The sequence below is a fragment of the Streptomyces zhaozhouensis genome, from assembly GCF_900230195.1.
Taxonomy (GTDB): Bacteria; Actinomycetota; Actinomycetes; order Streptomycetales; family Streptomycetaceae; genus Streptomyces; species Streptomyces zhaozhouensis.
The window spans coordinates 289383-309474 of sequence record NZ_OCNE01000005.1; the positions used below are offsets into that span (position 1 = coordinate 289383).

Sequence of the window (20092 nt, forward strand, 5' to 3'; positions counted from 1 at the left end):
CCACTGACACTGTGCGAAGTCACCCTGTCCGGGGCGGCCGTTAGGGTTTCCGCATGAGTTGGCTGATCACCGGCGGCGCCGGTTACATCGGGGCCCACGTGGCGCGGGCGATGGTCGAGGCCGGGGAGCGCGTGGTGGTGCTGGACGACCTGTCCTCCGGTGTCGCCGAGCGGCTGCCGGCCGGGGTGGCGCTGGTGCGCGGTTCAGTGACCGACGCGGACACGGTCGCCGCCACGCTCGCGGAGCACCGGGTGACGGGCGTCGTCCATCTCGCGGCGCGCAAGCGGGCGCCCGAGTCGGTGGCCGACCCGCTCCTCTACTACCGGGAGAACGTGGGCGGACTCGGCCGCCTGCTGGAGACGATGGTGGGCGCGGGGGTGCGGCGGCTGGTCTTCTCGTCGTCGGCCGCGGTCTACGGCTCCCCCGACGTGCCGCTGGTCACCGAGGAGACGCCCTGCCTCCCGGTGAACCCGTACGGCGAGACCAAGCTGGCCGGCGAGTGGCTGGTCCGCGCGGCCGGCCGGGCGCACGGGCTGCGTTCGGTCTGCCTGCGGTACTTCAACGTGGCGGGCGCCGCCTCCCCCGAGCTGGCCGACCGGGGCGCGGCCAACGTCATCCCGCTGTTCTTCGAGCGGATCGACGCGGGGCTGCCGCCGGTCATCTTCGGCGACGACTACCCGACGCCCGACGGCACCTGCGTGCGGGACTACGTCCACGTCGCCGATCTGGCGCGGGCGCACCTCGCGGCGGCGCGGGAGCTGGCGCGCGGGGGCCCGCCCGAGGGGGACCTGACGGCGAACGTCGGGACCGGCCTGGGCGTCTCGGTGCGAGAGCTGGCGGCGGCGGTCGCCGAGGCGACGGGGCGGCCGCTGACGCCGGTGGTCGAGGCCCGACGCGCGGGCGATCCGCCCCGGGTGGTGGCCTCGGCGGCGCTGGCCGCCGAGCGGCTGGGCTTCACGGCGCGGCACGGGCTCACGGAGATGGTCTCCTCGGCCTGGGAGGGGTGGCGGGCGACCCGTTGACGACACGCCGGCCCGCGCGTGCGGCCGGTCGCGACGCGGCGTGCGGCGCTGTGTGGATCCACCAGTACCGCAGGTCGGGCGCCTTTTCCACCCGACTGGTGAACGCGCAGGTCAGAGCACATGACAACGGTGTTCAGTGCCGCGTTGCCCGATACCCCCCGCCCGTAGTTCACTGGTCGGGAGCCTACGAAGAGGGGGCGGCGCGCATGGGCGCGGGACACGATCACGGCCGGCTGGGTGACGGCCACGGACACGGCGCCAGGGAGACCAGGGGCGCGGCCTATCGGGGGCGCCTGTGGGTGGCGCTCGGCATAGCCGGGCTGCTGCTGGTGGGGCAGCTCGTCGGGGCGTGGGTCACGGGCTCGCTGGCGCTGCTGGCGGACGCGGGGCATGTCGCGACGGACGCCGTCGGGATCGGGATGGCACTGGCCGCGATCCACTTCGCCAACCGGCCGGCCGACAGCGAGCGGCGCACGTTCGGGCTGGCACGGATGGAGATCCTGGCCGCGCTGGTCAACTGTCTGCTGCTGCTGGGGGTGGGCGGCTACATCCTGGTCGAGTCGATCAGCAGGCTGCGCGAGCCGACGGAGGTGCCGGGGGCGACGACGATCGTCTTCGGCGTGGTGGGACTCGCGTTGAACTGCCTCTCGCTGGCGCTGCTGATGCGCGGCCAACGGGAGAACCTGAACGTCAGGGGCGCCTTCCTCGAGGTGCTGGCGGACGCGTTGGGCTCGGTCGCGGTGATCGCCGCGGCGCTGGTCATCCTGCTGACCGGCTGGCAGCGCGCCGACCCGGTGGCCTCGCTGCTGATCGCGCTGATGATCGTGCCGCGCACGGTGAAGCTGGCCAGGGAGGCGCTGGAGGTGCTGCTGGAGTCCGCGCCGAGGGACGTGCGGGTGGCCGAGGTGCGCGACCACATCCTGGAGCTTCCGGGGGTCGAGGGCGTGCACGACCTGCACGTGTGGACGATCACCTCGGGGATGCCCGTGCTGACGGCGCACGTCGTGGTCAGCCCCGAGCTCCTCGACGAGGTAGGGCACGAGCAGACCCTCCACGAGTTGCAGGCGTGTCTGGGCAGCCACTTCGACGTGGCGCACTGCACGTTCCAACTGGAGCCCTCCGGGCACGCCGCCCACGAGGCGGGGCTCTGCCACTGAGCCGCCGGCCGGGCCCGCGGCCGCGCGGGCGGCGGTCACGGGCCCGGCGGGGGCGGGCCGCCGGCCACCCCGTCCAGGGGCAGGACGGCCCAGACGACCTTGCCGCCGCCGCCCGCCGCCCGCACCCCGCAGGAACCGCCCGCCTCCTGGGCCGTGGCCTGCACGAGCAGCAGGCCGCGCCCGCCGGTGCGGTGCCGCTCCGGGCTGGCGGCCAGCGCGTGCGGGCGGTAGGGGTGGCCGTCCTCGACGCGGAGCCAGACCCAACGGGCGTCCACGGCGACCTCGACGCCTATCGCCGGGGTCAGCAGCGCGGCGTGCCGCACCACGTTGGTGACCAGCTCGGTCAGGACGAGTAACAGCCCGTGCAGGCGGTCCCCGGTCAGCGGGGCGCCCCGGCGGCGCAGCAGGTCGCGCACCGCGTGCCTCGCCTGCGGCACCGACGCCTCCACGGGCGGGAAGGTGAACGCCCAGGCGCCCTGCCAGTCGGGGGGCGGCGGGTGCCCGGCCGCGTCGGCGGCGGGCGGGGCCGGTGACGATCTGTCGACGATGTTCGACACGTCCGTGCTCCTCGTCCTCGAAGTCTGCGCGCTCCCGGGGAAAACGACCCCGAAACGTGCGCGTCCGGTTCCTTCGCCGCCCGCTTCCGTCCGTTCGGGGGCGGAAACGCCGGCTCCTGGCGGGGTGTCGGCAGCGTGGCCGTCGACATACCCACTGTGTCGAGTGTTGGCATGTGCCAGCGCAACATGACGCGGTGCACGAAACTCACGAGAAAGCGGTCATATTCCGATCAACAGCCTTCGCTTTCGACCTAGTTGAAGGCTGATGCGATCGTTTGCCCCCGGCGCAACGTTTCACTCCGGGGAGCGTCACGGAGTCGGGCCGCTCGGGCGGGCGTTCGCGGGGGCCGAGCGGCGCTCACCCGTCCGGACGGGCGCACGGTGGTGAACGCGTCGAGAAGCAACGCACCGGCGCGAGCGCCGGCACAGAAGCACCACCGTGTCGCGAATATACGGAAGTTGAGAAATCGGACTGCCACACGGCGACCACCTGGTACCTTTCGGTACAGGCACTCCCATACATGCCTACTATCACGAAGTATAGGAATTGCCGCGAACCATAAGGAATGGGGCAGAGCCCTCTTCCAGGCGCCATTTCGGAGAGTGTTCGAGACGCTTCAGGGGCAAGGTCATCCCGACTTGATTCCCTGGACGTTGGAGTGCTGCTGTCATGGCTCTTCCGCAAGGTCCCCTGGAGCATCGCTACCGGGGGGAACACCCGGTGCGGACCCTCGCCTACCTCTTCCGGGACGACCGCCTCCGGCTCCTGGTCGCCGTCTTAGCGTTCGTGGTCAAGCACAGCCCCGTGTGGCTGCTGCCCCTGGTCACGGCCAACATCATCGACATCGTGGTGGAGCGCCGCCCGATCGACCAACTCGGCGGCAACACCCTGGTGCTGCTGGTCGTCCTGATGCTCAACTACCCCACCCACCTGCTCTATGTCCGGTGTATGCACGGCAGCGTCCGACGGGTGGGCACCGGGCTGCGGTCCGCGCTCTGCCGCCGGATGCAGGAGCTGTCGATCGGCTACCACTCCCGGGTCAGCGCCAGCGCGCTCCAGACCAAGGTCATCAGGGACGTGGAGAACATCGAGGTCTCCGCCCAACAGAGCGCCGACACGGGCCTGGCCGCCATCATCACGCTGACCGGCGGCCTCGCGGTGATCGCCTTCCGGGTGCCGACCGCGCTGCCCGCGTTCATCGTGATCGTGCCCGCCGCCGCCTGGCTGATCCGCCGGCTGCGCACCCGGCTGCGCAGCAAGAACGAGCAGTACCGCCGGCAGGTGGAACAGCTCTCCACCCGCGTCGGCGAGATGACCAGCCTGATCCCCGTCACCCGGGCGCACGGACTGGAGCGGACGGCCATCGGCCGGGTCGAGGGCTCCCTCAGCCAGGTACTCCGCGCCGGCATACGGCTCGACCTGCTCAACGGCCACTTCGGCGCGCTGGCGTGGATCCTGCTCAACGCGATCGGCATCGGATTCCTGGCGGGCGCCGCGTTGATCTCCTACTACGCCTGGCTACCGATCACCGCCGGTGACGTCGTGATGCTCAGTACGTTCTTCACCACCCTCACCGGGTCGATGACCATGCTGATGGGGCTGGCCCCGATCATCACCAAGGGCCTGGAGTCGGTGCGTTCGGCCGGCGAGGTCCTCCAGGCCCCCGACCTGGAGGAGAACACGGGCAAGACCCAGGTCGACGAGGTCAAGGGCGGCCTGCGGTTCGAGGGCGTGACGCACCGCTACGACGGGGACGGACCGGCCGCCGTGGTCGACTTCGACCTGACGGTGCCGCCGGGCGAGACCGTCGCGCTGGTGGGCGCCTCGGGCGCCGGCAAGTCCACGGTGCTCAACCTGCTGATCGGCTTCATCCGCCCCGGCTCGGGACGCATCCTGCTGGACGGGGCCGACATGAGCACCCTGGACCTGCGCAGCTACCGCCGTTTCCTGTCCGTCGTCCCCCAGGAGTCGGTGCTCTTCGAGGGCACCATCCGGGAGAACGTCGGCTACGGGATGCCCGACGTGGACACCGCCACCGTCCGCGCCGCGCTGCGGGACGCCAACGCGCTGGAGTTCGTCGAGCGGCTCCCCGAGGGGCTGGAGACCATCGTGGGCGAGCGCGGGGCGCGGCTCTCCGGCGGCCAGCGGCAACGCATCGCCATCGCCAGGGCGTTGATCCGCGACCCCCGCATCCTGGTGCTGGACGAGGCCACCTCGGCGCTCGACACCCGCTCGGAGGCGCTGGTGCAGGAGGCGATGGACCGCCTGATGCGCGGACGGACCGTCTTCGTCGTGGCGCACCGCCTGTCCACCGTGCGGAACGCGGACCGGATCGTGGTGATGGAGCACGGCCGGATCTCGGAGGTCGGGACCCATGCCGAGCTGCTGCGGCGCGGCGGGGCCTACTCCCGGTTGCAGGCGGGTCAGATCACCTGAGGGGTGCCCGACCCGCCCGCGGGGGCCGGATCCGGCTCAGCCGGGTCCGGCCCCCTCCGGCGCGCCCTCGGCCAGTTCCCCCTCGTCGAGCGAGAGCCACCTGGTCAGCCCCAACTCCCGCAGGAACGGCAGGTCGTGGCTGGCCACCAGCAGCGCGCCCCGGTAGGCGGCGAGCGCCGAGGTGAGCTGGCGGACGCTGGCCAGGTCCAGGTTGTTGGTCGGCTCGTCAAGCAGCAGCAGTTGCGGCGCGGGGTCGGCCAGCATCAGGGCCGCCAGCGTGGCACGGAACCGCTCCCCGCCCGAGAGCGTGCCCACCCGCTGGTCGGGCGCGTCCTTGCGGAAGAGGAAGCGCGCCAACTGGGCCCGCACCCGCTGCGGTTCCGCCGTCGGGGCCAGCGCCTGCACGTTCTCGGCGATGGTGAGCGCGCCGTCCAGGACGTCAAGCCGCTGCGGCAGATAGCGCAGCGGAACGTGCGCCAGCGCCTCGCCCCCGGCCGGCGCCAGCAGGCCCGCGACGGTGTGCAGCAGCGTGGTCTTGCCCGCGCCGTTCGGCCCGACCAGGCCGATCCGCTCCGGGCCGACGACCGCCAGGTCGGCGCGGGCGCCGTTGCGGAGCTCCAGCTCCCGCAGGGTGAGCACCCGGCGCCGGGCCGGCACGGCGGTGTGCGGCAGGTCGACGCGGATCTCGTCGTCGTCGCGGACGGCGGACTCGGCCTCGGTGAGCCGTTCCCTGGCCTCGGCGAGGCGCTCCTCGTGGAGGATGCGGTGCTTGCCGGCCGAGACCTCGGCGGCCCGCTTCCGGGCGCCCGCGACGATCTTCGGCAGGCCGCCCGTCTCGGCGGCCCGCCTGCCGGCCCTCGCCCGTCCGGCGATCTTGTCGTGCGCCTCGATCAGCTCCCGCTTCTGACGGCGCACATCCGCCTCGGCGGCGCGCACGCCCCGTTCCGCCGCCTCCTGCTCGACGGCGAGGGCCTCCTGGTAGGCGGTCAGCGTCCCGCCGTAGCGGACCACCCGTCCTTCACGCAGGTCGGCGATCTGGTCGACGCGTTCCAGCAGGTCGCGGTCGTGGCTGACCACGACCAGCACGCCGCGCCAGGCGCTCACCGCCGCGTTGAGCCGTTCCCTGGCCCGCAGGTCCAGGTTGTTGGTCGGCTCGTCGAGCAGCAGCACGTCGGGGCGGCGCAGCAGGAGCGCGGCCAGCCGCAGCAGCACGCCCTCGCCGCCGGAGACCCGGCCGACGGTGGCGTCCAGGTCGATGTGGGAGAGCCCGAGCTGGTCCAGGACCGCGCGGGTGCGCTCCTCGACGTCCCAGTCGTCGCCGACGGCCGCGAAGTGGGCCTCCGAGGCGTCGCCCGCCTCGATGGCGTGCAGCGCGGCGCGGGCCTCGGCGATGCCGAGCAGCCGGTCGACGGGCTGCTCGGTGTCGAGCGTGAGGGTCTGCGCCAGGTAGCCGACCTCGCCGTCGACGCGGACGGAGCCGGCGGCCGGGGTCAGCTCGCCGGCGATCAGCTTGAGCAGGGTGGACTTCCCGCTGCCGTTGAGACCGACGAGCCCGGTCCTTCCGGGGCCGAAGGCGAGCTCCAGGCCGTCGAAGACGCGGGTGCCGTCGGGCCAGTCGAAGACCAGCCGGTGGCAGGAGATGTGGGTGGTGCCGGTGGACATGAGCGCCTTCCGGGGGTGCGTGCCGGGCGTCGCCGACGCGGCGACGGGCCGAGGGTGATCAGCGGAACGCGAAGTGACACCGGGCCCGAGGGGACGCCGGGTGACGAGGAAGGCGGGGATGCGAAAGGGGGAACTGCCGAGAATGGTCAGCAGGAGCGTCTCCCGTGGCCTCCGAGGTCAACCGCTGAGAAGCATGGCGCTCGTGCCGCCGCGTGACACGCGGCGAGGAACACGAACCGACCGGGCTCGCGGTGTCATGGACCTCAGATCCTCAACGATGCTCCCGACATCGACGACAGAGACGCGGACGATTCTAACGAGCGCCCGGGAAGCGGGCAAACGACTGACGGCCGGCGGGACACCGAAGCGCCGTTCCCCGGGACCGGGACCCCGGGGAACGGCGCTTTCGGGCACTACTCGGTGGACGCGTGCTCAGCTCTCGCGCGCCCTGCGCGCCTCCAGCCGGGCGCGACGGGCGGCGAGCCGCTCGTCGAAGATCCGCGCCTCGGAGTCCAGCCCCCCGAGGAACGTGCCCAGCTCGTCCTGCGCCTTCAGCCCCTCCGGACTCAGCCCGCCGATCTCCATCACACCGAGGTACCGCAGCACCGGCTGGAGAACGTCGTCGAGATGGATGCGCAGGTTGTAGATCCCGCCGATGGCCATCCGCGCGGCGGCCCGCTCGAAGCCGGGAATGCCGTGACCCGGCATCCGGAAGCCGACCACCACGTCCCGCACCGCGCGCATCGTCTGGTCGGGCGCGATCTCGAACGCCGCGCGCAGCAGGTTGCGGTAGAAGACCATGTGCAGGTTCTCGTCGGTCGCGATGCGCGCCAGCAGCTTGTCGCAGACCGGGTCTCCGGACTCACGGCCCGTGTTGCGGTGAGATATACGCGTCGCCAGCTCCTGGAAGGCGACATAGGCCACGGAGTGCAGCATCGAGTGCGCGTTGTCCGACTCGAAGCCCTCGGACATGTGGGCCATCCGGAAGTTCTCCAGCTGGACCGGGTCCACCGCGCGCGTGGTGAGCAGGTAGTCCCGCAGCACGATCCCGTGGCGGCCCTCCTCGGCGGTCCAGCGGTGCACCCAGGTGCCCCAGGCGCCCTCGCGGCCGAAGATGGTGGCGATCTCGTGGTGGTAGCTGGGGAGGTTGTCCTCGGTCAGCAGGTTGACCACGAGCGCGGTGCGTCCGACGTCGGACACCTTGGACTGCTCCAGGGACCAGGGCTCGCCGCCCATCGGGCCGTCGAAGTCGCGCCCCTGGCTCCAGGGCACGTACTCGTGCGGCATCCAGTCCTTGGCCGCCTTCAGATGACGGTTCAACTCGGTCTCGACGACCTCCTCCAACGCATAGATCAGCCTGGCGTCCGTCCAGTCGCCCGATCTACCGGTGGGGTGGGCTGGGTCGAGGGTCACATGATCTCCCGCGCTGTTCCAAAGATACTTACGACACCGTAGGTTACGGTACCGTAGGTTGTTACTCGCCAGTCTGGCAAGGAACTGCGTGGCAACTCACAACGGAAACGGCCGGGACCCGAAGGTCCCGGCCGTCCTCGTGCCCGCCAACCGCCGTGCGGCGCCGGGGTGTTGTCAGCGGCGGCCCCGCTCGGGGCGCACCAGACCCGCCCGGCGCAGCGCGTCGGCCATGGCGCTGTTCGACGGCTCGGCGCCGCCGGAGCGCTGGCCTCCGCCGCCCGAACGCTGACCGCCGCCGGCGCCGCCCCCGCGCCGCGCGCCGCCGTTGCGCCGGTCGCGCTGCCGGGGCGCGCCGCCCCGCTCCCCGCGCTCCCCGCGCTCGCCCCGCTCCCGGCCGGCGCCCGGCTCGTCGTCGAGCCGCAGCGTCAGCGAGATGCGCTTGCGCGGCACGTCCACGTCCAGCACCTTGACCTTGACGATGTCCCCCGGCTTGACGACCTCGCGCGGGTCGGAGACGAACTTCCGCGACATCGCCGAGACATGGACCAGGCCGTCCTGGTGGACCCCGACGTCGACGAACGCGCCGAAGGCCGCCACGTTCGAGACCACGCCCTCCAGCGTCATCCCCGGCTCCAGGTCCCCGAGCTTCTCCACGCCCTCCTTGAAGCGGGCCGTGCGGAACGCGGGCCTGGGGTCGCGCCCCGGCTTCTCCAGCTCCCCGATGATGTCGGTGACCGTCGGCAGCCCGAAAGTGTCGTCCACGAAGTCGGCCGGGCGCAGCGCGCGCAGCGCCGGGCCGTTCCCCACCAGGGACGCCACGTCGCCGCCCGTGGTCTTCACCATGCGGCGCACCACCGGATACGCCTCCGGGTGCACGGCCGAGGCGTCCAGCGGGTCCTCGCCGTCCCTGATCCGCAGGAAGCCGGCGCACTGCTCGAACGCCTTCGGCCCCAGCCTGGGCACCTGCCGCAGCGCGGCGCGGCCCGTGAACGGGCCGTTGCCGTCACGGTGGGCCACGATGTTCTCCGCGAGGGTGGTGCCGATGCCGGAGACGCGGGCGAGCAGCGGCACGGACGCCGTGTTGACGTCGACGCCCACGCCGTTGACGCAGTCCTCGACCACCGCGTCCAGCGAGCGGGAGAGCTTCACCTCGGACAGGTCGTGCTGGTACTGACCGACCCCGATCGAACGGGGATCGATCTTGACCAGCTCGGCCAGCGGGTCCTGGAGGCGCCGGGCGATGGAGACCGCGCCGCGCAGGGACACGTCCAGCTCGGGCAGCTCCCTGGCCGCGTAGGCGGAGGCCGAGTAGACCGAGGCACCGGCCTCGGAGACCATCATGCGGGTGACACCGGCGTCGCCCAGACGGGCGATCAGCTCGCCCGCCAGCTTGTCCGTCTCGCGGGACGCCGTGCCGTTGCCGATGGCGATCAGCTCCACGCCGTGCGCCTTGACCAGCGCGGCCAGGGTGTCCAACGCGTCGGCCCAACGGCGCTGCGGCGCGTGCGGGTAGACCGTCTCGGTCGCCGCGACCTTGCCCGTGGCGTCGACCACCGCGACCTTGACCCCGGTGCGCAGCCCCGGGTCGAGCCCCATCGTGGCGCGGGTGCCGGCCGGGGCCGCCAGCAGCAGGTCGCGGAGGTTGGCGGCGAAGACGCCGACCGCGTCGTCCTCCGCCCGGGTACGCAGCCGGGAGCGCAGGTCGATGCCCAGATGCACCAGGATGCGGGTACGCCAGGCCCACCGGACCGTCTCCCCCAGCCAGGCGTCGGCCGGGCGGCCCCGGTCCGCCACGCCGAAGCGGTGCGCGATGGCCCGCTCGAAGGCCGAGGGCCCCTCGCCCTCCCCCGCCTCGGGCTCCAGGACCAGCTCCAGGACCTCCTCCTTCTCGCCCCGGAACATGGCCAGCACCCGGTGCGAGGGCAGCTCGGTGAACGGCTCGGAGAAGTCGAAGTAGTCGGAGAACTTGGCGCCCTCCGCCTCCTTGCCCTCCTTGACCCGGGAGACCAACCGGCCGCCGGTCCACATCCGTTCGCGCAGCTCGCCGATGAGGTCCGCGTCCTCGCCGAAGCGCTCGGTGAGGATGGCGCGCGCCCCGGCCAGCGCCGCGTCCGCGTCCGCGACGCCGCGCTCGGCGTCGACGAAGGCGGCCGCCGCCGCTGCCGGCGCCACCGAGGGGTCGGACAGCAGCCCGTCGGCCAGCGGCTCCAGGCCGGCCTCCCTGGCGATCTGCGCCTTGGTCCGCCGCTTCGGCTTGTACGGGAGGTAGATGTCCTCCAGCCTGGCCTTGGTGTCGGCGGCGCGGATGCGGGCGGCCAGCGCGTCGTCCAGCTTGCCCTGGGCGCTGATCGACTCCAGGATCGCCTCGCGCCGCTCGGTCAACTCGCGCAGGTAGCGGAGCCGTTCCTCCAGGTTGCGCAGCTGGGTGTCGTCCAGCGCGCCGGTGACCTCCTTGCGGTAGCGGGCGATGAACGGCACCGTCGAACCGCCGTCCAGCAAGTCGACAGCCGCCCTCACCTGCCCCTCCCGGACGCCCAGCTCCTCGGCGATCCGACCCTCGATGGACCGGCCTGCGACAGGCTCGTGCACGATCTCGCTCCGCTTTCCCGGCGCGCCCTGCGCCGCGTTGTGCATTCTGGCAGGAGGCACCGACAGTCTCCCGGAGAGGCACGCCGCTTACGATGCGGGCATGACAGCGAAGAGCGCGGGAGAGCGATCTCCCAAGGGGTTGAGGGAACGGCGGCGGCGCGACGTCCAGGACCGACTCCTCCACACGGGCCTTGAGTTGTTTCTCACCCAGGGCTACGAGGCGACCACGGTCAACGGGATAGCGCGCCGGGCCGAGGTGTCGGAGCGCACCTTCTTCCGCCACCTGGCCTCCAAGGAGGACGTGATCCTGGAGCCGCTGCGGGCCATGCACGTGGTGTTCCGGCAGGAGTTGGCGCGCCGGCCGGTCAACGAGCCACCGCTGATGAGCCTGCGCCGCACGGTCTCCTCGGCACTGCGGTCCGCGCCGCGGCGGGAACGGCACCTGGCGCTGCGCGCGCTGCGGGTGATGGGCAGGGACGAGACGGCGCGCTGGGTGGGCGTGCGGCTGGCGCTCGAGCAGCACGGCCGCGTCGCCGAGGCCATCCGCTCCCAGCGCGGACTCCCGGTGGACGACCCCCGACCCGGGCTGCTCACGGGCGCGTTCGGTTCGGCGACCCTCCAGGCGGCGTCGCGGTGGAGCCGGGATCCGCACGGCACCGCGCGTTCCCTGGAGCGTGTCGGCGAGTCGCACTACGCTCTGCTCAACACGGCGCTCGGGAGCGACTGGAGCACCCCCCTTTCCACCGACGGTCCCCCCGACGCCGAACACCAGCGCAAGCCCCGACCGGCGAGCTGAGGGTCCGTCAACTCAGCCACTCCTTCGAGTGATATGAACGGCACACGTGCAGCTGAATTCTTCACTGACTGCCACGCGTGAGGGGCAGGGTGCGAGACAAACACAGCGCAGTCACTCCCTGACTCCCGTGCGGCAACCGGAGGGTTCACGATGCTTACCAGGCTCACCAGCGAGGGGACCGGCACCCGACGACGCGGCCACAGCTGGCTGCTGACGGCCCGCCGGGAGGATCTGGCGCGCTTCCGGCGACTGGCCGCGCTGGCCATGCGGGAGTGGGAGCAGCCGCAGGCGGTGACCGAGGTGGTGCTGCACGGGGTCACCGAGCTGCTTTCCAACGTGGCCCGCCATGTCCCCGACCCGCACTGCCGGTTGGATCTCGGCTGGGACGGCGAGTCGGTGCGGGTCGCCGTGCACGACCGGCTGTCCACGCTGCCGACCATCACACTCCCCGACTGGACGGCCGAGGCCGGCCGGGGTCTGTGGCTGCTGCGCGAGATGGCGGACGAGCTGGGCTTCGAGACCACCGCCGAGGGCAAGGTGGTCTGGGTCCTGGTGCGCGGCGAGGACGCCCCGGCCTGACGCAGGGCGGCGTCGGCCCGTCACGCGCGGGTCCGGCGCCGCCCCCGTCGCCCCGGGACCACCGCCCGGCGGCCGGCCGGCGCCGTGCCGCGGCTCCCGCCGCCGGCGAGGAAGTCGGCCAGCGGCAGCGTCGCCGCGCCCACCGTGACCGCGTCCGGCCCCAGCCGCCCCAGCTCGATGGTGACGCGCCGGGCCGGATGCGGCAGCGCGCGGGACTCGGCGACGCGGCGCACCTGGGGTAGCAGCCGGGGGCCGAGCGCGAGTCCGGCCCAGCCGCCGATCACGATCCGTTCCGGGTTGAAGAGGTTGATCAGGTCGGAGACCCCGGCGCCGAGGAACTCCGCCGCCTCGGCGAGCAGTCGGCGCGCGTCCGGGTCGCCGGACTCGGCCGCCTCCCGCAGCCGCGACACACCGCGCTCGTGGTCGGCACCGCCGGCCGCACCCCCGCTCTCCGCCCAGCGCTCCAGCAGGCCCCAGGCCCCGACGTACGCCTCCAGGCAGCCGAAGGCCCCGCAGCGGCACCGCCGTCCGCCGAGGCGCAGCGTGGTGTGGCCGAACTCGCCGGCCGCCGACCCCGTTCCCCCGTACGGCGCCCCGCCCGCGACGATGCAGGCGCCCACGCCGGAGCCCCACAGCACGATCACGGCGTCCCGGCTGCCGCGGCCGGCGCCGTACCACGTCTCCGCCTGGCCGAAGGTGCGCGCGCCGTTGGCCACCCGCAGCGGCACCCGGGGCGGCAGGCCGATCGCGGCCCGCGACAGCGACTCCAACGGGACCGCGTCCCACCCCACCGTCGCGGCGTGCACCACGGCGCCGACGCCCGGCGCCCGCTCCACGATGCCGGGCACCCCGACGCCGACGCCCAGCAGTTCGTCCAGGGCGACCGCCGCCACCCGCGCCACGGCGGCGACGCCGGCGCCGATGTGGCCGACCACGGTGCCCACGTCCCGGCCGCCGTCGAGCAGCGGGAACTCGGCCCTGGCCAGCTCGGTCAACGCGACGTCGTAGAGCGCGACGCGGACCCCGGTCTCGCCGACGTCCACGCCCACCAGCCGGCCGCAGTCGGGCGCGACCCGCAGCAGGGTGCGCGGGCGCCCGCCGTCCGACTCGACGGAACCGGCCTCCGCCAGCAGCCCGTCGGCGAGCAGCCCTCCGGTGACGTTGCTGACCGTGCCGGAGCTGAGGCCGGTGGCCAGGCCCAACTCGTGGCGGCTCAGCGGTCCGTGGAAGTAGAGCTGGCGCAGCAGCGCCGCGCGGTTGGCGCGCCGCAGGTCGCGCACCGGGTGTTTCCTCGCCTCGTCGGCCATGCGTTCCCCCTAGGTGAAGATCAACCTACCGAACGGTGAGGCGCGTCGACCTCTCCTGAGCGCCGGGGCTGCACCCCCGCGCACGCCCGGCGCGGCCGGGAGCGACCAGGGCGGCACGGGGGAACGGAAGCGGCTCGCACGCCCCGGAGACACACCTGGGAGAGCGCTCTCTGAGTGTGTTATAAAGGCCACCATGAGCGACCGCGCGGCCAAGGGTTCCCCGACGCTGGAGGACGTGGCCAGGGAGGCGGGTGTCTCCCGCGCCACCGTCTCCCGCGTGATCAACGGGATCCGCAACGTCGACCCCTCGATCCAGGACGCGGTGCGCCAGGCGGTCGCCGCCACCGGCTACGTCCCCAACCGCGCGGCGCGCTCCCTGGTCACCCGCAGGGCCGACACGGTCGCGCTGGTCGTCTCCGGCGCGAGCGCCGACGAGGGAGGCGCGGAGGACGGGGGCGGCCCCGAGGCGCCGTTGGGGGGCCGGTTGCTGGCGGACCCGTTCTTCGGCCGGATCAGCACCGGCGTCGTCGACTGGCTGCGGCGGCGGGCGATGCATCCCGTGCTGATGCTGGCCGACTCGGCGGACGCCAGGAAGCAGGTGGTCAGCTACCTGCGGCAGGGCCACGCCGACGGCGCGCTGCTGGTTTCCATCCACGCCGCGGACCCGCTGCCGGAGACGCTGGTGGCCGCGGGGGTGCCCTGCGTGCTCTTCGCCAGGCCCCCGCGTCCGGTACCGGTCAGCTACGTGGACCTGGCCCACCGGGACGGCGGACGGCTCGCGGCCGACCATCTCGTCGCACGCGGCCGGCAGCACATCGCCAGCGTCACCGGCCCGCTCGACGTGCTCGCCAGCCAGGACCGGCTGGCGGGCTTCCGCGACGCCCTGGCCAGGCACGGCCACCCCTATGTGCCGTGCGAGGAGGGGAACTTCACCCTGGAGAGCGGCGAACGCGCCACGTCCGCGCTGCTGGACCGGCACCCCGAGGTCGACGGCCTGTTCGTCGCGAACGACCTGATGGCCCAGGGCGCGCTCCACGTGCTGCGGGAGCGGGGGCGCTCGGTGCCGGGGGACGTGGCCGTCGTGGGGTTCGACGACAGCAGCGCCGCGCTCTCCTGCCGTCCGGCGCTGACCACGGTGCGCCAGCCCATCGAGGAGATGGCCGCCGAGATGACCCGGCTGCTGCTGGACCGCCTCGACCAGCCGGGAGCGCGGCCGACCTCGGTGATCTTCGAACCGACGCTGGTGCGTCGGCAGTCCGCCTGACCGGCTGGCGCACCTCCCGGGCGGCGTGCGCCCGACCGTTCCGGGACCGGTCCGGAACCGCGTCCGGCCCGTTGACATGCCCCCGCACTGCCGCCAGTCTGCTGCGGAGAGCGCTCTCCCGGCTGGCCGGCACGGCTTCCCCGAGAGGCGCGACGGCCATCCCCCATGTGAGGAGCAGGTGTGCTGACCAGGAGAGAGACGTCCTCCCCGGCGTCCAGGAAGCGCCGTGGAAGGCCGGTCGCCGTCGTCGGCGCCGTGGTGGCGCTGCTGGGCGGCGCCTTCACGGCGGCGAACCAGACCGCGACCGCCGCGCCGACCGAGGCGCCGACGGTTTCCTCGACCGGGAGCGGGGACGCGGACCCCGCCCTGACCGCCGCCAGCGTCGTGGAGGTCACCGGCGGCGACGGCGACTGGCAGTTGACCGTGGACGGCGAGCCGTACGTGGTGGAGGGGCTGACCTGGGGCCCGCCGGCCGACCAGGCCGACAGCTACATGCCCGACCTCGCCTCCATGGGAGCCAACACCACCCGCACCTGGGGCACCGACGCCACCAGCAGGCCGCTGCTGGACGCCGCGGCGGCCCACGGCGTCCGGGTCATCGCCGGCTTCTGGCTCCAGCCGGGCGGCGGCCCCGGCAGCGGCGGCTGCGTCGACTACGTCAACGACCACGACTACAAGGGCGAGCAGCTCGCCGCCATGAACACCTGGGTGGCCGAGTACCGCGACCACCCCGGCGTGCTGATGTGGAGTGTCGGCAACGAGTCCGTGCTCGGCCTGCAGAACTGCTACGAGGGCGCGGAGTTGGAGGCCCAGCGGGTCGCCTACACCCAGTTCGTCAACGACGCGGCCCTGGAGATCAAGGCACTCGACCCGAACCACCCGGTCACCTCGACCGACGCCTGGGTGGGCGCCTGGGAGTACTACGAGGCCCACTCCCCCGACCTCGACCTGCTCCAGGTCAACGCCTACGACGCGGTCTGCGGCATACAGCAGGCGTGGGTCGAGGGCGGCTACGACCGGCCCTACCTCCTGACCGAGGGCGGCCCGGCCGGTGAGTGGGAGGTCGACGACGACGTCAACGGCGTTCCCGAGGAGCCGACGGACGTGGCGAAGGCCGAGGGGTACCGCGCCGCCTGGGACTGCCTGATGGACCACGAGGGCGTGGCGTTGGGCGGCACGCTCTTCCACTACGGCGTGGAGGAGGACTTCGGCGGGGTCTGGTTCAACCTGCTGCCGGGCGGGGAGAGGCGGCTCTCGTACTACGCGGTCGCCGACCTCTTCGGCGGGCAGGCCCCCGGCAACACCCCGCCGGTGATCACCGACCTGACCGTGGGCGGGGACCGCACCTCGGTCCCGGCGGGCGCGGAGTTCACGCTGAGCGCCTCGGTCAACGATCCGGACGGCGACGCGCCGACGTACGAGGTGCTGGTCAACAGCAAGTACATCGACGACAACGGGGCGCTGACGCCGGCCGACTTCCGCGACAACGGCGACGGCTCCCTCACGGTGAAGGCGCCCGGCCGCCCCGGGCCGTGGAAGATCTATCTGGCGGCGCGCGACGGCCAGGGCAACCTCGGCATCGAGGCAACGTCGGTCAACGTGGTGCCCCCGCCGGTCGACGGCACCAATCTGGCGCTGGGCGCCGAGACGACCGCCTCCACCTTCCAGGAGGAGGGGGACGGCGCGCCGTTCCTGCCGGAGCACGCCACGGACGGCGACGACGGGACCCGCTGGGCCAGCGACTGGTCGGCCCCGCAGTGGCTCCAGGTCGACCTGGGCGCCAGCACCCGCTTCGACACCGTCCAGCTCTACTGGGGGGTCGGAGGAGATACGTGCGAAACGGGCCACTTAGTTACGTTGCGTCATTTCTGGCTGCCGAGCGTATCCATCGCGTGATGACGGTCCGTGATGATCGTAGGCTTCCGAGCTCGGGGTAGTGTGCTGCCGATCATGTGATTGGTGGTGTGGTTGTGGCGTCGGTGGAGCGGACGGCGTATCCGCGCTTCAAACGGATCATCTCCGAACGTGAGCTGGCCCAGTTCTTCACCCCGGACGAGGCTGAGATCACATGGGCGGCGAAGCGGACCCATGAGCGCCCGGGATCGCTCCTCACACTGCTGGTGTTGCTGAAGTCCTGTGCCCGGCTGGGCTACTTCCCGGGCTTGGAAGAGATCCCGGTGGTGGTCATTGCTCGTGTCCGCACTGCGGCTGGTCTGCCGGAGGATGCGACGCCTGGCGTGGAGGAGCGGACGGCGAAGCGCTACCGCTCCTGGATCCGGGAATATCTCGGCCTGGTGCACGACCCTCTACGGGCCCGTGGCATCGCCGCTGCCGCTATGGAAGAGGCGGCGCCGGTCCGCGCCTCTGTGGTGGACCTGGTGAACGTCGCGCTGGAGGAGATCGTCCGCGCGGGTCTGGAACTTCCGGGCTTTTTCCACGCTGGACCGGATGGCGGGCTCGATCAGGACGCGGGTGGAGGGCGAGATCTGCGCCCGGATCGCCGAGCGGGTGGGTCCGGCTCGCTACCGCCTGGCCGGGCTGCTGGTCGTGCCGGACGGCGAGCGCCGCAGCCCGTTCGATGTGATCAAGGAGCCGGGGCGGCGGGCGACGTGGTCGAGGTATCGGCAGCACGGCGAGCGTGTCGATCTCGTGGATGGTTTCGGCGATGCGGCGAGCTGGGTCGAGGGCGTGGCCGCGGCCAAGGTCAGCGCGTTCGCGGAGCAGGCCCGGGTGCTGTCGATCGGCGAGATACTGGATGTCTCCGAGCCGCGGCGGACCGCGCTGCTGGCATGCGCGGTGGCCAAGGCCAGGGCGCGGGTGCGCGATGAGTTCGTGGTGATGCTCTCCAAGCGGATGGCCCGGCACGCCAAGCGGGCCCAGGAAGAACTGGCGGATCTGGAACAGCGTCACAAGGCGTCGACCGAGCAGCTTCTGGCCTCCTACAGGGATGTGCTAATAGTGCTCAAGGAGCACGCCGTCGGCGAGCATGCTGGCCAGAGCGGTCAGGGCAGTCTGGACGAGACGTTGGCAGTAAAGCGTGTCCGTGAGGTGGTGGAGGACGGCGGCGGTTTCGAGACCCAGCTCGCGGAGATCGAGGCGTTGGCGGCGTATCGGGGCGGGAACTGGACGCCGCTGGTGGAACGCTTCTTCCGCCCGGACCGGCCGACGATGTTCAAGCTCGCCCAGACTCTCACCTTCGTGGCCACCTCCCGGGACCGCAGTGTGCTGAACGCCTTGGAACACGCTGTCTCCCACCGGCACCTGACCCGTGACCTGATCCCCGCTGGCACGGGTGACGGCTCGGCCTTGGATCTGTCGTTTGCCTCGCAGCAGTGGCGCACGACGGTGTACGCGAAGGACCAGCCGGGGATGCTGGTGCGGCGGCACTTCGAGGCCATGGTCTTCGCCTACCTCGTCGAAGAGCTCCGCTGCGGAGACATCGCGGTGGTCGGCGCGGAGGACTTCGGCGACTGGACGACGATGCTCCTGCCATGGGACCAAGTGGAGTCGCAGATACCGCAGTTTTGTGAGCAGGCTGGCATCCCCCACGCCGCAGATGGCTTCGTGGACAACCTGCGGCGGCAGCTCACCCGGATCGCGGGCGAGGTGGATGCCGGGTATCCGGACAACGCGGACCTGACGATCGACCCGGCCACAGGGGTGCCCTCGCTCAAACAGCGCGTATCGGCCGCGAGCGCACCGCCTCCGCCGAGGTGCTGGAGGCCGAGCTGGACCAGCGGCTGCCGGCCCGGGGCCTCCTGGAACACCTCGCCCGGGCGGCGCACTGGACCGGCTGGTGGCACCGGTTCGGCCCGTTGTCCGGCTCGGATCCGAAGCTGAAGGATCCGCTGGCCCGGTACGTGGTCACTGCATTCACCTACGGCTCCGGACTCGGGGCAGCGCAAGCCGCCCGGCACATCCGCACCGTCTCGGCGCATGAGCTGGCCGCGATCGCCAAACGCCACTGCACGCCGAAGAATCTGGCTCGTGCCGGCGCCGACGTCGTCGACGCCCACCTCGACCTGGACCTGGTGCACACCTGGGGTGATGGGTCTGTGGCGGCGGTGGACGGCACGATGATGGACGCCGCGGTCGACAACCTCCTTGCCGAAACCTCGATCCGGTACGGCGGCTACGGCGGCATCGCCCACCATCTGGTCGCCGATACCTACGTCGCGCTCTTCTCCAGATTCGTGCCCTGCGGCGTGTGGGAAGCGGTCTACCTCATCGACTCCCTGCTCCAGAACCCCTCGGCGGCCCAGCCGGAGCAGGTCCACGCCGATACACAAGGCCAGTCGTTCCCTGTCTTCGGACTCGCACATTTGTTGGGGATCGACCTGCTGCCCAGGATCCGCAACTTCCAGGACCTCACCTTCCACCGCCCCGACCCCACGGCGCGCTACCGCCACATCGACCAGCTGTTCTCCACCGACCCGCGTACCGCCATCGACTGGGACCTCATCCGCCGCCACTGGCCCGACCTCATGCAGGTCGCCCTTTCGGTCAAGCAGGGCACCGTCTCCTCGGTGACACTTCTGCGCAGGCTGAACAACCGGTCGCGGAAGAACCAGAGCTACCAGGCCTTCCGGGAGGTCGGGCGCGCCGTGCGCACTGCCGTGCTGCTGCGCTATCTCTCCGATCCCGCACTTCGCGAGCAGATCCAGAGGGCGACGAACAAGGCCGAGGCCTACAACGGGTTCACCAAGTGGCTCCACTTCGGCAACGCCGGCTGGCTGACCAGCCGGGACCCGGAACTCCAGGACAAAGCGATCAAATTCCTCGACCTCGTCGCCTCCAGCGTGATCTTCTCCACCACCATCGACATGACCCGGACCCTTCGTCAGATGGCCCGCGAGGGCTGGACCCTGAACGCGAGTGACCTGGCGGTCCTCAGCCCCTACCGGCGCGAGAACGTACTCCGCTTCGGCGACTACACCACCGACCAACTCCACATACCCCCACCCGCCTACAACCCGACTCTCCACACCGCCGAGGTAGCGCGCGCAGAGACAGAGTTCCGCCGGTAACGTTCAATCCTGTTCTTTTGTCGGCGGGATCCCGAGTTCGCGGATGAACTCCGCGAGCGCGGCGAACACGTGGAAGACCAGGCGGCCGCCCAGAGTGCTGGTGTCCAGGGCCTCATGGAGCGATTGGAATCCGGTGCCGTGCTTGCGCAGGCCGGAGACGATGGAGATCAGGTCTTGGATAGAGCGGGCCTAACCGGTCGAGGGAGGGCACCACCAGGGTGTCGCCGGGCCGGAGGTAGTCGAGGCACGTCATCGGCGTCCTCCTCTGCTTCGCACACGATG

At 72.0% G+C, this 20092-nt stretch carries 15 protein-coding genes; 9 read left to right on the forward strand and 6 right to left on the reverse strand.

The window, feature by feature from the left end; translation table 11 throughout:
• Positions 1-53 precede the first annotated feature (53 nt).
• Both galE and CRP51_RS10950 read left to right on the forward strand, forming a co-directional pair.
• Entirely contained in the window at positions 54-1022 is a 969-nt protein-coding gene (gene galE, locus CRP51_RS10945) for a UDP-glucose 4-epimerase GalE (RefSeq protein ID WP_097230882.1), read from the forward strand.
• A gap of 206 nt (positions 1023-1228) precedes the next feature.
• On the forward strand, positions 1229-2179 hold the full coding sequence (locus tag CRP51_RS10950) for a cation diffusion facilitator family transporter (RefSeq protein ID WP_097230883.1): 951 nt from the start codon (positions 1229-1231) through the stop codon (positions 2177-2179).
• 35 nt (positions 2180-2214) lie between these two features.
• Here CRP51_RS10950 and CRP51_RS10955 read toward each other — a convergent pair whose 3' ends face one another.
• Positions 2215-2727 carry an ATP-binding protein gene (locus tag CRP51_RS10955; protein ID WP_097230920.1) on the reverse strand — a complete coding sequence of 171 codons (513 nt, stop codon included), beginning with the start codon at positions 2725-2727 and terminating at the stop codon, positions 2215-2217.
• 679 nt (positions 2728-3406) lie between these two features.
• Between CRP51_RS10955 and CRP51_RS10960 the strand changes: the two genes are divergently transcribed.
• Complete coding sequence (locus tag CRP51_RS10960) at positions 3407-5173, forward strand: ABC transporter ATP-binding protein (RefSeq protein WP_097230884.1); 1767 nt, start codon at positions 3407-3409, stop codon at positions 5171-5173.
• 36 nt (positions 5174-5209) lie between these two features.
• Here the strand turns inward: CRP51_RS10960 and CRP51_RS10965 are convergent, their stop codons facing one another.
• The 3 genes from CRP51_RS10965 to CRP51_RS10975 all read right to left on the reverse strand — a co-directional run bounded on the left by CRP51_RS10965 (position 5210) and on the right by CRP51_RS10975 (position 10882).
• Positions 5210-6835 carry an ABC-F family ATP-binding cassette domain-containing protein gene (locus CRP51_RS10965; RefSeq protein ID WP_097230885.1) on the reverse strand — a complete coding sequence of 542 codons (1626 nt, stop codon included), beginning with the start codon at positions 6833-6835 and terminating at the stop codon, positions 5210-5212.
• A gap of 432 nt (positions 6836-7267) precedes the next feature.
• The gene (locus CRP51_RS10970; RefSeq protein WP_097230886.1) at positions 7268-8248 is read right to left on the reverse strand and encodes an acyl-ACP desaturase; all 981 of its coding nucleotides are present in this window, start codon (positions 8246-8248) and stop codon (positions 7268-7270) included.
• A 174-nt stretch (positions 8249-8422) separates the two neighbouring features.
• Positions 8423-10882 (reverse strand): Tex family protein, encoded by a 2460-nt coding sequence (locus CRP51_RS10975; protein WP_097230887.1) that lies wholly within the window; start codon positions 10880-10882, stop codon positions 8423-8425.
• Between the two features lie 55 nt (positions 10883-10937).
• Here CRP51_RS10975 and CRP51_RS10980 point away from each other — a divergent pair, with 55 nt between their 5' ends.
• Positions 10938-11633 carry a TetR/AcrR family transcriptional regulator gene (locus tag CRP51_RS10980; RefSeq protein WP_170970509.1) on the forward strand — a complete coding sequence of 232 codons (696 nt, stop codon included), beginning with the start codon at positions 10938-10940 and terminating at the stop codon, positions 11631-11633.
• A 150-nt stretch (positions 11634-11783) separates the two neighbouring features.
• Positions 11784-12212: an ATP-binding protein gene (locus CRP51_RS10985; protein ID WP_097230889.1), complete on the forward strand. Its 429-nt coding sequence runs from the start codon at positions 11784-11786 to the stop codon at positions 12210-12212.
• A gap of 20 nt (positions 12213-12232) precedes the next feature.
• On the opposite strand, the gene CRP51_RS10990 is transcribed toward CRP51_RS10985, so the two are convergent.
• The gene (locus CRP51_RS10990; protein WP_097230890.1) at positions 12233-13519 is read right to left on the reverse strand and encodes an ROK family transcriptional regulator; all 1287 of its coding nucleotides are present in this window, start codon (positions 13517-13519) and stop codon (positions 12233-12235) included.
• A gap of 193 nt (positions 13520-13712) precedes the next feature.
• Here CRP51_RS10990 and CRP51_RS10995 point away from each other — a divergent pair, with 193 nt between their 5' ends.
• The 4 genes from CRP51_RS10995 to CRP51_RS11010 all read left to right on the forward strand — a co-directional run bounded on the left by CRP51_RS10995 (position 13713) and on the right by CRP51_RS11010 (position 19810).
• A complete protein-coding gene (locus CRP51_RS10995; RefSeq protein ID WP_097230891.1) occupies positions 13713-14783 on the forward strand; it encodes a LacI family DNA-binding transcriptional regulator in 1071 nt (356 codons plus the stop codon).
• A 180-nt stretch (positions 14784-14963) separates the two neighbouring features.
• Entirely contained in the window at positions 14964-16679 is a 1716-nt protein-coding gene (locus CRP51_RS11000) for a discoidin domain-containing protein (protein WP_245880508.1), read from the forward strand.
• Between the two features lie 83 nt (positions 16680-16762).
• Positions 16763-17611 carry a DUF4158 domain-containing protein gene (locus CRP51_RS30175; protein ID WP_369333350.1) on the forward strand — a complete coding sequence of 283 codons (849 nt, stop codon included), beginning with the start codon at positions 16763-16765 and terminating at the stop codon, positions 17609-17611.
• Between the two features lie 885 nt (positions 17612-18496).
• Entirely contained in the window at positions 18497-19810 is a 1314-nt protein-coding gene (locus CRP51_RS11010; protein ID WP_170970511.1) for a Tn3 family transposase, read from the forward strand.
• A gap of 3 nt (positions 19811-19813) precedes the next feature.
• Here the strand turns inward: CRP51_RS11010 and CRP51_RS30230 are convergent, their stop codons facing one another.
• Positions 19814-19990: a recombinase family protein gene (locus CRP51_RS30230; protein ID WP_439333150.1), complete on the reverse strand. Its 177-nt coding sequence runs from the start codon at positions 19988-19990 to the stop codon at positions 19814-19816.
• Positions 19991-20092 lie beyond the last annotated feature (102 nt).